The organism is Burkholderia sp. Ac-20379 (assembly GCF_017104645.1).
GTDB lineage: Bacteria > Pseudomonadota > Gammaproteobacteria > Burkholderiales > Burkholderiaceae > Burkholderia.
Genome location: NZ_JAAGPF010000079.1, coordinates 1 through 12,806, shown reverse-complemented (window position 1 = coordinate 12,806; position 12,806 = coordinate 1). Strand labels below are relative to the sequence as shown.

The window sequence follows — 12,806 nt, the reverse complement described above, 5'->3', positions numbered from 1 at the left end:
CTCATTCCCCTTGTTCGAGCGGCGGCAGCGCCGTGCCGAGAAAATCGCCGAACGCGGCGTAGAAGCCCGCTTCGTCGTCCCATGGAATCATGTGGCCGGCGTTCGCCACGCGGCGATGCACCAGTTGCGGCATCGCCGCGGCGATCTCCGCCACGTCCGCGTCGCGCACCACATCGCCGCGCCCGGCCGTGATCAGCAGCGCCGGGATCGACACGTGCGGCATGTCGGCGTGCACGTCGTCGGCATGGAAGCCGTCGAAGCTGGCCAGCACGGCGCGCTCGTCGCAGGTGTGCAGCCATTCGGCGCGGCATTGCAGTTGCGCATCGGTCCAGGTCGGGCAGAACTCGCGCATCGCCGCGCCCGTCATGCCGGCGCGCGCGAGCCGCATCGAATCGACATACCACGGCAGCTTGGCCGGATACGCGCGGCGGCCGGGGCCGGACACGGGCGGATCGATCATCGCGAGCCGCGCCAGGCCGGCCGGTTTGCCGCGCGCGGCGCGCAGGCCGATCCGCGCGCCCATCGAATGCCCGGCCACGCTGTAGCGCGCGAGGCCCAGGGCGTCGGCGAACGCCACCAGGTCGGCGGCCTGCACGTCGAGGCCGTAGTCGAGCGCGTCGCCGGCCGAGGACAGGCCGCGCCCGCGCACGTCGAGCACGTAGGTGTCGAAGCGCTGGCCGAACCACGCGCCGACGAAATCCCAGGTGACGGCCGGGCTCGTGATGCCCGGCACGATCACCACCGGGTCGTGCGCGGCGCGATGTGCTTCGCCGCCATATCGCAGGTAGTGCTGACGAATGCCGTTGGCGTGCACGTGGCCGCCGCCGATCAGCGTTGCGGGAATCGACATGGAACGCTCCTCGATGGGCAAGTCGTCAATACGCGCCGGACAGCAGCGCACCGGCGCCCGGCACCACGGCTTCGAGGCCGAGCTGCTTGAGCATCGCGTAGGTGGTGGCCACGGCCGCCGTGATCACCGGCTTGCCCGTCATCGCCTCGACCTTCGCGATGGCCGGCAGCGACGGCATCTGCACGCAGGCCGACAGCACGATCGCATCGGCGTCCTGATAACGGAGCGTCTCGACGATCGCGGGCAGGCGCGCGGGATCGTGGCGCGCCACGTCGAGGTTGTCGGGAATCTCGAGCGCGCGGTAGTCGATCACCTCGTAGCCTTCCTCGCGGATGTAATCCACCACCAGTTCGGTCAGCGGCTTGATGTACGGCGCGACCACCACGATCTTCTTCGCGCCGATCGTGGCAAGCGCCTCCACCAGCGCGCCGGCGCTCGTGATGACCGGGGCCGGCGCATCGTTCTCGGCGGTGCGCGCGGTCAGGCGCGCCTGCGACACGCGGTGATAGCCGTGCCCCATCGCCATGATCGCGACGAGGCACGCATAACCGAGCACGTCCACGCGCGCATCGCTGAGCTCGACGGCGCAGCGGTCGGATTCCACGTCCATCGCGGCCAGTTCCTCCTTGACCACGCGCTTCATGCGCATGCGGCTCGAATGGAACGTGAAGCGTTCGGGGCGGATCCGCTCGCGCGCCGTCAGCATCGCGGGAATTTCCGTCTCCATCGTGGTGTTCGAACTCGGCACGATCTGGCCGATCCGGTAGGGCTTCGTCATGGTCGACATGGGGCGATCCGTGGGTTGTCCGGCGATGTGGGGGCGCGTCACGCGGGCTGGCGGAAGCGCTCGATGCAGCGCACCGCGTCGTATTCGTAAACCCATTCGGCCTTGATGCCGACCGCGTTCGGGTTCTTCTCCTGCTCCAGGCGCATTTCGCGGTCGCGGCGTTCCTGCTCCTCGGGCGAGGCCAGGTGATAGGTGCGGCCGCGCTCGCGCGCCTCCAGTTGCACGCGCGCGGTGCGCGGCCGGCGTTCGCGTTCGTAGGCGTCGAGCGCGTCGTCGCGCCGCTCGAAGTGCGTCAGCGCCTGAGCGAGCACGTAGGCGTCCTCGATCGCCATCGCCGCGCCCTGCGACAGGAACGGCAGCATCGGGTGCGCCGCATCGCCCAGCAGCGTCGCGCCGCCCTTCGACCATTGCGGCATCGGATCGCGATCGAACAGCCCCCACTTGAACGTGGTACTGCTGTCGGTCAGCTTGAACAGCTCGACCAGATCGGGGTGCCAGCCTTCGTAGGCGGCCAGCAGTTCCTCGCGCGAGCTCGGCTCGGTCCACGATTCCGCCACCCAGTCGGCGCTCTCGTTGACGGCCACGATGTTGACGGCCTTGCCGCCCTTCACGTAATAGGTCACGACATGCGCCTTCGGCCCCATCCAGAACGACGCGTCGGGGCTCACGAACGGCAGCGGATGCGATGCCACCGGCACCAGCGCGCGCCAGCACATGTGGCCCGTGAAGCTGGCCGGGGCCTCGCCCCAGAGCGAGGCGCGCACGGCCGAGTGGATGCCGTCGGCGCCCACGATCAGGTCGGCCGTGAAGCGGCTGCCGTCGGCGAAATGCGCGGTGGCCTGCTCGCCGTCGAGCGTGACGCGCTCGCACTGCGCGTTGAACGTGACGTTCTCCGGCTTGATGTCGCGCGACAGGATCGCGTGCAGATCGGCGCGGTGGACGTGATAGAAATCCGCGCCGAACAGCGTCGGGCAGATCGCCTTCAGCGGCGTGCGGAACAACTGCCGCGCGCTGTCCCAGTTGCGGCCCATCATCGCCTCGGGCAGGAAGCCCACGGCATCGAGCTGCTCCGCCAGGCCGAGCGCGTGCAGCACCTTGACCGCGTTCGGCGTCATCTGCACGCCCGCGCCGATTTCGCCGAAGGCCGGCGCGCGCTCGAACACATGGGCCTCGATGCCCGCTTGTTGAAGCGCCAGCGCAAGCGCCACGCCGCCGATGCCGCCGCCCACGATTCCGATTTTCATAAGGATTCCTTTGATATGTGATGACGATTCCGGTGTCGCTACCGGTCGGGGCTACAGATCCAGCACCAGCGACGTGCCTGCGCCGCGCGAGCAGCAGAGCATCATGCTGCGGTTCGCGCGCCGCTGTTCGGGCGTCAGGATCGAATCGCGATGCGCGATCTCGCCCGCCAGCACCTTCACCTCGCACGCGCCGCACACGCCTTCCTCGCACGAATACGACACATCCACGCCCGCTTCGAGGCACGCCTGCAGCAGCGTCTGCCCGGCGTCGACCGTCAGCGTCCTTCCCGAGCGCGCGAGCCGCACCTGGAACGTGTCGGCCGGCAGCAGCGCCGCCGCATCGACGCCGAAGCGCTCGCGGTGCGCCATGCCCGCGGGCCGGTTCGCGCAGGCCGCATCGAACGCGGCCAGCATCGCGTCCGGGCCGCAGCAATACAGTTGCGCGTCCATCGGCAGGTCGCGGATCACGTCGCCGATGCGCGGCGACGGCGCGCCGTCGACAGGCCGCGTTTCCGCGTGATGCAGATGCACGCCGGGCGCGTCGCGCAGTTCGTCGAGAAACAGCGTGCGGGCGCGGTTCGCGCTCCAGTAATGCAGTTCGACCGCCGCGCCGTCCTGCCTCAAGCGCCGATACATCGACACGATCGGCGTGATGCCGATGCCGCCCGCGAACAGCACGTAACGGCGCGCCCCGGCCGCGAGGCCGAAGTGATTGCGCGGCGCGGACAGCCGGTAATGCCGCCCCACCACGCTGTCGTAATGCAGCGCGCGCGAGCCGCCGCGGCCGTCCTCGGCCACCTGCACGGCGATCGTGTAGCTGCCCGGCGCGGCCGGCGGCCAGAGCAGCGAATACTGGCGGCGGTGCGCGCCGCAGGCCTGCACGTCCACGTGCGCGCCCGGCTCGAAGGCTGGCAGCGCCGCACCGTCGGGCGCGTCGAAGCGATACAGGTTGATGCCCTGCGCGCCGTAGGCGACCGCGCCGAGCCGCAGTTCCAGCTCGCCGCCGGGGGCTTCAGATGACGCCATAGGAAATGCCCTTGTTGCGAAGCCACATGCGATAGCGCTGGCCCATCAGGTCGGTGCGGTGGTGCAGCTCGTAGCGCAGCTCGGTGGGAATCCGCTCGGGGCGCTGCGTCTCGACGATGTCCTTGTCCTGGTTGAAGATCACGTCGGCGCGCTCGCGCACGGCCTGCGGATCGGGCGACGGCTGCACGTTCAGCGCCGCGCACACACGCACGATGCAGTGCTTGTCGTCGATCATCTGCACCGTGAAGAACGTGCCGAACAGATCCGAGTGCTCGGTCACCGGCTGGCCGCTCGCGTCCGATTGCTGGGTGCGCTTGCGGAAGTAGGCCACCAGCGGCGTGAACGTGTGATACGTGTAGAACGCGATCAGCGGCCGGCCGGTGGCGTCGCCCACCGGCTGGAACACGCGCACTTCCGACGATTTGAGGATGCCGTTCACCTCTTCCACCGTGTACGGTTCGAGGCGATCGGCGTCGTCCTTGACGCCGTTCAGGCCGGCGTGCACGAACGGAAAATGCGAGGCGTCGATGAAGTTCTCGATCGCGCGGTAGCCGTTCGCGTTGTACACGTACGGACCGCTGTGCACCTTCAGGTAGGAGGCGTCGTCCCAGTCGGGGAAATCGGGGATGTCCGACTGCGGCTCGCCGAGGCACACCCACACGAAGCCGAAGCGCTCCTGCGCCGCGTACGGAAACGCCACGGCCTTCTTCATCGGCTTTTCGTCGGGCGCGGCCGGCATTCTCGTGCACTTGCCGGTGCAGTCGTATTCCCAGCCGTGATACGGGCAGACCACGTGATCGTTGGCGATCCAGCCCTTCGAGAGCCGCGCGCCGCGATGGATGCAGAGGTCTTCCCACACGTGGATCTCGCCCGATTCGCTGCGCCACACGATCAGATCGCGCTCCAGCAGGCGGGCCGGGTAGATCGTGCCGCACTGGAAGTCGTCGGCGTAGCCCACCACGTGCCAGTCGTTGAGCAGGACCGGATCCTGGCAGCCGTCGGCGGCGGTGATCGGGATGGATTTGAATTCGGCTGGCGCGTTCATGATGGCCTTCTCGCTCCGGGTGATGTGTTGGAGCCAGTATCGAAGGTCAATTTGCGTCTGTCGTTTTAACAAACCGCCATTCGATCTTCATATCCCGCCATTTCGCACGGCGGGCCGCCGGTATTTTTTTTCGCGTTGACAGCCGGGTTTTCGTGCGGATAAATCGATGGCTGATCCGCTTTTCGACCGGCCGGCGCCATGTCCTACACGAAGACCCTGCACGGCTCCTACTCGCAGTTCGACCCCGATGTCGAGCCCGGCTCGGCGATGGCGCTGCGCATCGACCTGTCCGCCGTGGAAGACGAACAGCCCGTGCACCAGCATCGCAAGGCGCAACTGGTGATCTCGCTGCGCGGCAGCGTGACGTGCCGCGTGGCCGATGCGCTGCTGATGGTGTTGCCCGAATCGGGCGTGTGGATTCCGGGCAACCTGCCGCACAGCAACAAGGCCAGCCCCGACGCGCAGATCATCTTCCTGTTCGTCGACGAGGAAGCGATGCCGCTCCCTTCGCATTCCTGCATATTGTCGATCACGCCGCTGGTACGCGAGATGGTGATCCATCTGGCCGATCAGGGCGACCGCTTTCCCGACGAAAACGCCTACGCGCAGTTCTGCGCCGTGCTGCTGGGCCAGCTTTCGCGCGCGAGCGTGGAGCAGCTCTCGCTGCCGCTGGCGGTGCACCCGAAGCTGCGCCCGGTGTGCAACGCGCTGATCGATCAGCCGGGGGATCGCCGCTCGCGCGCCGATTGGGCGCGCGAGGTGGCCATGAGCGAGCGCACGTTCGATCGGCTCGTCATGAAGGAAACCGGCCTGAGCTTCGGCCGGTGGCGGCAGCAGTTGCAACTGATCGTGGCGCTGCGCGACCTGTCGGCCGGCATCAGCGTGCAGCGCGTGGCGCTCACGCTCGGCTACGAATCCACCACGGCCTTCATCATCATGTTCAAGAAGGCGTTCGGCGTGCCGCCGGGCCGCTATATCGTCGACCACCGGCCGCAGTTCAAGCCGGCGCTGGACGCGCCGGCCACGGCGTAGTTACGCCGCCTTGCCCGCCGCGCGCTCGGCCGTGCCGCGCCATCCCGGCGCGGCCAGATACGCGATCTCGTAGCCGATTCCCGCCTCGGGCGCACGCAGCGGCGCGGCGCTGATCTCCAGCCGCAGCAGCTTCCACGCGCTCACGTCGAGCCCGACGATCGCCGCGATCGTGTCGCGGCGCGTGACGGCCGCCTCGGCGCGCGCCGTTTCCGCGCGCCGCAGGCCGATCAGGTCAGCTTCCTCGTCGAGTTCGAACTCGTGCTTGTAGATCGACAGCGCCGCGCGCGACGCGTCGTTCACCTGCACGGCGATCGGCAGCCAGGTGCGGATCTCGGGCCGCCCGAACGATTCGAGCACGGGCCGGAAGCGCGGCCCGGTCACGAAATCGGCCGCCGCGTTCTCGCTGAGCCACAGATAGATCGACGTGTACGCATGATGCGGCGCGCCGTGCACGCCGCGCTCGCGCAGCGCGAACGCCTTGAACGCCAGCCCCAGCGCGTCGTCCCAGGCCGCGCCGCGCACGCGGCCGCGCGCGCGGATCTGGTCGATGTCGTAATCGAACGGCAGGCGATGCTCGTATTGCTTGATCAGCATGATCCGGTTCCTTTCTTCGGCGAAGAGCGAACGGTCACGGTAGCAAGCGCCCGCCCGCGGCTCAATTCGCGCGCGCGTATTTCTGCGATGAGGATTCGCGATCGTGCGCGGCCAGCACCGCCACCTCCCAGCCGCGCTGCCGCAGCCAGTATGCGGTGGTGCGCGCGCGCGTGCCGTCGTCGTCGGTCAGCACCACGCGCGCGCCGCGTGTGGCCAGCGTGCGATACGTGATGCCCAGCAACTGGCCGCCCGGCGCGGAGATCGCGCCGTCGGCGTGGCCCGCGTCGTATTCCTCGCGCGAACGCACGTCGAGCAGATAGGTGGTGCGCGCGGGCTCGGCGCGCCACGCGGCCAGCCCGGCCGCGTCGATCTCGGGCACCGGCACGCGCGCGCTCAGTTGCGCGACGCGATCCGATGCATAGGCTACCGAAGCATCGCTGGCGCGTCGGCGGCTCGCGTCCGCGCCGCTCTCCAGCGCGAACCCGGCGCGCGTCCAGCCCACCGTGCCGTCCTCCAGCAGCGCGACGCGGTTCGGCACGCCCGCGTCGATCAGCGTCTGCGCGCCGATGATCGCGCGCGGCAGCCCGGCGCACGACACCACCACGAACGCTGCCGCATCGGGCACGGCGTCGCCGAAGCGCTGCAGGATCTCCTCGCCCGGCGCGTTGAGCGCGCCCGGCACATGCGCGTCGGCGAACTCGGCCGGCGTGCGCGTGTCGATCACCACCACGTTGCCGCCCGCCTCGCGCAGCGCGTTGAGTTGCGCCGCGTCGATCGACGGCGTGGCGCGCAGGTCGCGAATGCTGCCCGCGAAGATGTTGCCGGGAATGTCGAACGTCGGCTGGCCGAGAGCATCGCCCGCTGCCCAGGCGCGCGTGCCGCCCGCCAGCACGTAGAGATCGGTGTAGCCGAGCGCGGCCAGCCGCTCGGCCGCCTGCGCCGCTTCGCCGGGGCTGCCTTCCGTACCCTCGCCGCCATCCACCAGCACCACGCGCACCGAGCGGCGCGGCACGTGACGCGCCACCTCGTCGGCCAGCCGCGCGAGCGGCAGGTTCGTGGCATAGAGCGGCGCGCCGTTGCCAAACGCCGCGGCGTCGCGCACGTCGAGCACGGCCAGTTCGTGATCGGCCGGGCCGAGGCCGGCCTGCGTCAGCCAGGTGTGCAGCGTGGCGCGTTGAATGGGGCGAATGCTCAAGATCGTCTCCGTGTCGATATCGATGAAGGGCCGCGCGCCGGATTCGCCGGCGGCGAACCGGGGCGCACAGATATACGGTCGAAGCGGCCGCGCGGCAACCAACAAAAGCCGATTTGGAATCGCGAAAAAACCGTCATGCGCGAATCGAATCGCAGCGATGACGCCGGCATATCGCCGCGCGATTCGCACGCGCCGCAACGCCGAAAAACCGCCAACGCTTAGCAGTTTTCGTTCTTTGCGAAGCGAGACAGGCGCGTGATTTACTTTGCATCTCGAAATAATCAAGAACGCCGACTGCAATGATCGCCGCCCCGCCCGCCGCCCGCCCCGACCGTCCCTTCGCCGCCACGCCGTTCGTGCCGGTGCGCTCGCCGGTGGACGATCCGGCCAGCCCGGTGGCGCGCATGCTCGCGCAGCCGCTGGCGCTGGGGCTGTTCGTGCCGATTCAGGCGGGCGGCTGGAGCGCGTCCACGCTGCCGCGCGGCACCGATTGGGGCTTCGACTACAACGCGGCGCTGGTGCGGCGCGCCGAGGCGCTCGGCTTCGATCTGGCGTTCGCGCTGTCGCAATGGCTGCCGAAAGGCGGCTATGGCGGCGCGTTCACCGGCGACGCGCTCGATTCGTTCATGTCGCTGGCCGCGATGACGGCGATCACCGAACGCATCGTGCTGGTGGCCACCAGCCATGTGCTGTACGGGCCGTGGCATCCGCTGCACTTCGCGAAGTTCAACGCCACGCTCGATCATATCTCGGGCGGGCGCTGGGGCATCAACGTGGTCACCGGCCACCGCGCGGTGGAACACGAGATGTTCGGCTGGCCGCGCATCGAGCACGATCGCCGCTATGCGCTGGCCGCCGAATTCCTCGACGCCGTGCAGCAGCTGTGGGCGCAGGACGAGAACTTTTCGTATGCGCCGGCGCTGTCGTCGTGGAAACTCGGCGAGGCGTTCGTCACGCCCAAGCCGCGCCACGGCCGCCCGCTGCTCGTGAACGCCACCGGCTCCGACGCGGGCATCGAGTTCGCCGCGCGCTATTCCGACTACATCTTCATCACCAGCCCGGCCGGCTCGGAGATCGAGACGGCGATCGCCACGCTGCCGGCGCACACCGCGCGCGTCAAGGCGGCCGGGCGCCGCCACGGCCGCACCGTGCGCACGCTGCTCAATCCGATGGTGATCTGCCGCGACACGCCGGCCGAGGCGCGCGAATACCGCGACGCGATCGTTGCGCACGCAACCCAAGGCAGCTTCGACGGCTTCCAGAGCGACGCCCACGCCTGGCGCAACCAGGCCGGGCGCGGCGACCTGGCGCGCCGCGCGGTGGGCGGCAACGTCGCGATCGTCGGCTCGCCCGACGAGGTGACCGACGCGATCGTGCGGCTGCATCGCGCGGGCGTGGACGGCGTGCAGTTGAGCTTCTACGACTTCGCGCCCGATCTCGAGCATTTCGGCGCGCAGGTCGTGCCGCGCCTGCGCGCGGCCGGGCTGCGCCACTGAGCGCGCGCCGCCCGCCAACGCACCCGCTTCTCCTCGTCAAGGACGCCTCATGATCGCCTCGCTTCTGTCACGGCGGCTCGCCCGCGCCGCGCGCCGTCTTTCGGCGCGCCTCACGTCCCGCTTCACGTCCCGCTTCGACGCGCGCTATCTCGGCGTGCTCGCGCTGGCCACCGCCTGCGCGGCGCTCGAACCGGTGGCGGCCGGCGCGTTCGACAACCACCGCGGCGGTACACTGACGATGGTGGTGACGCCCGAGCCCACCACGCTGGTCAACCTCGCCACCACCTCCACCAACGTGATGCAGGTCAGCCCGAAGGTGACCGAGGGGCTGCTCGACTACGACCTCGATCTCGCCCCGCGCGCCGCGCTCGCCACGCACTGGGAGATCGCGCGCGACGGCCTGACCTACACGTTCCACCTGCGCCACGGCGTGCGCTGGCACGACGGCCAGCCGTTCACGTCGGCCGACGTCGGCTGGTCGCTCGCCACGCTGCGCGCGCTGCATCCGCGCGCGCGCTCGACGTTCGCCAACGTCGCCGCGATCGACACGCCCGATCCGTACACGGTGGTGCTGCACCTGTCCAAACCCGCGCCGTATCTGATCCACGCGTTCTCGGCCTCCGAGACGCCGATCGTGCCGAAGCACGCGTACGACGGCGCGGACCCGCTGCACGCCGCCGTCAACAACGCGCCGATCGGCACCGGGCCGTTCCGCTTCGTCAAATGGGTGCGCGGCAACTACATCGAGTTCGCGCGCAACGACGACTACTGGGACAAGGGCAAGCCGTATCTCGACCGCCTGATCGTGCGCGTGATTCCCGACGCGCAGGCGCGCGCGATCGCGCTGGAGGACGGCTCGGTGGACATCGGCGGCGAAACGCCGGTGCCGCTCGCCGAGCTGAACCGCCTCGCCGCCAACCCGAAGCTCGCGCTCGAAACGCGCGGCTACGGCTTCGAGAGCGGCGTGGTGCGCGTGGAGTTCAATCTCGACAACCCGTATCTGAAGCATGCCGAGGTCAGGCAGGCGATCGCGTCCGCCGTCGATCGCGACGTGATCCGGCGCGTGATCTACGACGGCTATGCGCGCGCGCTGGCCTCGCCGATCATCGGCGGGCCCTATGCGGACACCGCGCCGAGCCCCTATCCGTACGACCTGGCCCGCGCCAACGCGCTGCTCGACGCGGCCGGCTTCCCGCGCGGCGCGGACGGCACGCGCTTCGCGCTCGTCGTCGATCCGTTCCCCGGCAACGACGCCTACGCGCGCATCGGCGCCTACCTGCGATCGCAACTGGCGCGCCTCGGCATCGCGCTGATGGTGCGCAACCAGGATCTGTCGGCCTACCTGAAGCGGATCTACACGGATCGCGCGTTCGACCTGAGCGTGCACGGCATGAGCAACCTGTTCGATCCGTCGGTGGGCGTGGCGCGCCTCTACACCAGCGACAACTTCCGCCCCGGCGTGCCGTTCACGAACGGCTCGCACTATCGCAACCCCGAGGTGGACCGGCTGTTCGCGCAGGCCGCCGTCGAAACCGACGAGACGCGCCGCAAGCAGGCCTTCGTCGAGATCCAGCGCATCGTCGAACGCGATCTGCCCGACCTGACGCTGCTCTCGCCGCAGTACGTGACCGTCTACAACCGCGCCGTGCACGACCACACCGTGTCGCCCGACGGCACGGCCGGCAATTTCGCGGCCGCCTGGCTGCAACGCTGAGCGGCGCGCGCCGCCTCGCCCCCAAACCGAACCCACCTCACCACGACCGACGCTGCGGAACCGACCGATGACCCTCGACCGACGACACTTCCTGACCTCCTCGCTCGCCCTGCTCTCCGGCGCCGGCACACTGGCCGCCGGCCTCGCACCGGCAGCCCGTGCCGCCGCCCCTTCGCCGGGTGCGGCCGATGCCGGCACGCCGGCGCGCGGCGGCACGCTGACCTACATCGTGCCGGAAGACATCACGCAGGCCGTGTCGTTTCTCGACACCAACACGCGCAACCGCAACCTCAGCGCGAAGGTGACCGAGGGCCTGCTGCGCTACGACACGTACTTCGAGCCGCAACCGCTGCTGGCCACCGCGTGGTCGATCAGCGCCGACGGCCTGCGCTACACGTTCAAGCTGCGCCCCAACGTCAAATGGCACGACGGCAAGCCGTTCACCTCGGCCGACGTGAAATTCTCGTTGCTCGCGCAACAGAAATCGGGGCCGCGCGGGCGCATCAGCCTGGCCAACGTGGAACGCATCGACACGCCCGACGCGCTGACCGCCGTGATCGTGCTGAGCCGCCCCGCGCCGTATCTGATCAAGGCGTTCTCGTCGGCCGAGCTGCCGATCGTGCCGAGCCACCGCTACGGCGACGGCGATCCGCTACTCAGCCCGAACGCCTCGGCGCCCGTCGGCACCGGCCCGTTCATCTTCGAGAAATGGGTGCGCGGCAGCTACGTCAGCCTGCGCCGCAACCCCGACTACTGGCGGCCCGGCGCGCCCCTGCTCGACCGCGTGGTGTTCAAGGTGGCCGGCAGCCCGTCGGCGCTGTCGGCCGCGCTGGAAGCGGGCGACGCCGACGTGGCCAACAACGTGCCGCTGGCCGACATCGAGCGGCTCGCGAAGAACCCGGCGCTGCACGTCGACAACACCTACGACGCCTACCTCAACAACGGCCAGTTCTTCGAGTTCAACACCGAGCATCCGGCACTGGCCAAGCCCGAGGTGCGCCACGCGATCGCGCAGGCGCTCGACCGCAATTTCATCCGCGACAACGTCTACTACCGGCACGCCGCGCTGATCGATTCGCCGGTGCCGCGCGTGCTGCAGGCTTATTACGACGACAGCACGTTCCGCTATCCGTTCGATCCGGCCGCCGCCAACGCCGCGCTCGACGCGGCCGGCTACCCGCGCGGCGCGGACGGCACGCGCTTCGCGCTGCGCCTGACCTACCTGACCGGCAACGACATGCGCACCACCGCGCTCTACACGCGCGGCGCGCTGGCCAAGGTCGGCATCAAGGTGACGGTGCTCGACGGCGACCTGCCGACGTTCCTGAAGCGCGTGTACGGCACGCGCGAATTCGACATCAACCTGAACGGCCTGGGCCGCCTGTACGACCCGAGCGTGGGCGTGCAGCGCTTCTACTGGGGCGACGGCGTGCGGCATCCGCTGGTATGGATCAATGCCGCGCACTACCAGAACGCGGACGTGGACCGGCTGTTCACCTCGGCCGCCACCGAAACCGACGACGCACGCCGCGCCGGCTTCTTCAAGGAAGCGCAGCGGATCGTCGGGCGCGACCTGCCGGTGTACCCGATCGTCAGCATTCCTTCGATTCAGATCCATCACACGCGCGTGCGCAACCTCAACAACAGCATCGACCTGACCGCGGGCGATTTCTCCGACACCTGGCTCGCGCCGGCCTGAGCGGCCACGCTTCGCATTCCCGAGGAACCGACATGACGACCGACACCACCGACGCCCTCCCCGCTGCTGCCGCTGCCCCCGAGGCGGCGGCCGGCGACACCCGCACCGCCGCTTCGCTGATCTG

12 protein-coding genes are annotated in these 12,806 nt (G+C 69.4%); 5 read left to right on the top strand and 7 right to left on the bottom strand.

What is annotated here, in order from left to right; all coding sequences use genetic code 11:
- Position 1: 1 nt before the first annotated feature.
- The 5 genes from G3N92_RS13210 to G3N92_RS13190 are packed head-to-tail and all read right to left on the bottom strand — an operon-like array spanning position 2 to position 4,952.
- The gene (locus G3N92_RS13210) at positions 2 to 850 is read right to left on the bottom strand and encodes an alpha/beta hydrolase (RefSeq protein WP_206127970.1); all 849 of its coding nucleotides are present in this window, start codon (positions 848 to 850) and stop codon (positions 2 to 4) included.
- 25 nt (positions 851 to 875) lie between these two features.
- Positions 876 to 1,628 carry an Asp/Glu racemase gene (locus tag G3N92_RS13205; RefSeq protein ID WP_206127984.1) on the bottom strand — a complete coding sequence of 251 codons (753 nt, stop codon included), beginning with the start codon at positions 1,626 to 1,628 and terminating at the stop codon, positions 876 to 878.
- Positions 1,629 to 1,675: 47 nt separating this feature from the next.
- Positions 1,676 to 2,881: an FAD-dependent monooxygenase gene (locus G3N92_RS13200; protein WP_206127969.1), complete on the bottom strand. Its 1,206-nt coding sequence runs from the start codon at positions 2,879 to 2,881 to the stop codon at positions 1,676 to 1,678.
- A 51-nt stretch (positions 2,882 to 2,932) separates the two neighbouring features.
- Positions 2,933 to 3,907 carry a PDR/VanB family oxidoreductase gene (locus G3N92_RS13195; RefSeq protein ID WP_206127968.1) on the bottom strand — a complete coding sequence of 325 codons (975 nt, stop codon included), beginning with the start codon at positions 3,905 to 3,907 and terminating at the stop codon, positions 2,933 to 2,935.
- Complete coding sequence (locus G3N92_RS13190) at positions 3,894 to 4,952, bottom strand: aromatic ring-hydroxylating dioxygenase subunit alpha (protein ID WP_206127967.1); 1,059 nt, start codon at positions 4,950 to 4,952, stop codon at positions 3,894 to 3,896. The genes G3N92_RS13195 and G3N92_RS13190 overlap by 14 nt, the downstream gene beginning before the upstream one ends.
- Positions 4,953 to 5,150: 198 nt before the next feature.
- Between G3N92_RS13190 and G3N92_RS13185 the strand changes: the two genes are divergently transcribed.
- Positions 5,151 to 5,984 carry a helix-turn-helix transcriptional regulator gene (locus tag G3N92_RS13185; RefSeq protein ID WP_206127966.1) on the top strand — a complete coding sequence of 278 codons (834 nt, stop codon included), beginning with the start codon at positions 5,151 to 5,153 and terminating at the stop codon, positions 5,982 to 5,984.
- Here the strand turns inward: G3N92_RS13185 and G3N92_RS13180 are convergent, their stop codons facing one another.
- Positions 5,985 to 6,578, bottom strand: coding sequence for a DUF4865 family protein (locus G3N92_RS13180; protein ID WP_206127965.1), 594 nt, complete (start codon positions 6,576 to 6,578; stop codon positions 5,985 to 5,987).
- A 61-nt stretch (positions 6,579 to 6,639) separates the two neighbouring features.
- The gene (locus G3N92_RS13175) at positions 6,640 to 7,773 is read right to left on the bottom strand and encodes a rhodanese-like domain-containing protein (RefSeq protein WP_206127964.1); all 1,134 of its coding nucleotides are present in this window, start codon (positions 7,771 to 7,773) and stop codon (positions 6,640 to 6,642) included.
- On the opposite strand from G3N92_RS13175, the gene G3N92_RS13170 reads away from it, so the two are divergent.
- From G3N92_RS13170 to G3N92_RS13155, 4 genes are all read left to right on the top strand, one after another.
- The gene (locus G3N92_RS13170) at positions 7,766 to 8,032 is read left to right on the top strand and encodes a hypothetical protein (protein WP_206127963.1); all 267 of its coding nucleotides are present in this window, start codon (positions 7,766 to 7,768) and stop codon (positions 8,030 to 8,032) included. The genes G3N92_RS13175 and G3N92_RS13170 overlap by 8 nt on opposite strands.
- 40 nt (positions 8,033 to 8,072) lie before the next feature.
- Entirely contained in the window at positions 8,073 to 9,269 is a 1,197-nt protein-coding gene (locus tag G3N92_RS13165; RefSeq protein ID WP_206127962.1) for an LLM class flavin-dependent oxidoreductase, read from the top strand.
- Between the two features lie 49 nt (positions 9,270 to 9,318).
- On the top strand, positions 9,319 to 10,983 hold the full coding sequence (locus G3N92_RS13160; protein WP_206127961.1) for an ABC transporter substrate-binding protein: 1,665 nt from the start codon (positions 9,319 to 9,321) through the stop codon (positions 10,981 to 10,983).
- Positions 10,984 to 11,050: 67 nt separating this feature from the next.
- Positions 11,051 to 12,682 (top strand): ABC transporter substrate-binding protein, encoded by a 1,632-nt coding sequence (locus tag G3N92_RS13155; RefSeq protein WP_206127960.1) that lies wholly within the window; start codon positions 11,051 to 11,053, stop codon positions 12,680 to 12,682.
- Positions 12,683 to 12,806 lie beyond the last annotated feature (124 nt).

Bases quoted from the DNA above. Each gene is read 5' to 3' on its own strand.
- G3N92_RS13170 (WP_206127963.1), top strand. From the start codon at position 7,766: ATGCTCAAGATCGTCTCCGTGTCGATATCGATGAAGGGCCGCGCGCCG.
- G3N92_RS13210 (WP_206127970.1), bottom strand. From the start codon at position 850: ATGTCGATTCCCGCAACGCTGATCGGCGGCGGCCACGTGCACGCCAAC.
- G3N92_RS13205 (WP_206127984.1), bottom strand. From the start codon at position 1,628: ATGACGAAGCCCTACCGGATCGGCCAGATCGTGCCGAGTTCGAACACC.
- G3N92_RS13190 (WP_206127967.1), bottom strand. From the start codon at position 4,952: ATGAACGCGCCAGCCGAATTCAAATCCATCCCGATCACCGCCGCCGAC.
- G3N92_RS13200 (WP_206127969.1), bottom strand. From the start codon at position 2,881: ATGAAAATCGGAATCGTGGGCGGCGGCATCGGCGGCGTGGCGCTTGCG.
- G3N92_RS13155 (WP_206127960.1), top strand. From the start codon at position 11,051: ATGACCCTCGACCGACGACACTTCCTGACCTCCTCGCTCGCCCTGCTC.
- G3N92_RS13165 (WP_206127962.1), top strand. From the start codon at position 8,073: ATGATCGCCGCCCCGCCCGCCGCCCGCCCCGACCGTCCCTTCGCCGCC.
- G3N92_RS13195 (WP_206127968.1), bottom strand. From the start codon at position 3,907: ATGGCGTCATCTGAAGCCCCCGGCGGCGAGCTGGAACTGCGGCTCGGC.
- G3N92_RS13180 (WP_206127965.1), bottom strand. From the start codon at position 6,578: ATGCTGATCAAGCAATACGAGCATCGCCTGCCGTTCGATTACGACATC.
- G3N92_RS13185 (WP_206127966.1), top strand. From the start codon at position 5,151: ATGTCCTACACGAAGACCCTGCACGGCTCCTACTCGCAGTTCGACCCC.
- G3N92_RS13160 (WP_206127961.1), top strand. From the start codon at position 9,319: ATGATCGCCTCGCTTCTGTCACGGCGGCTCGCCCGCGCCGCGCGCCGT.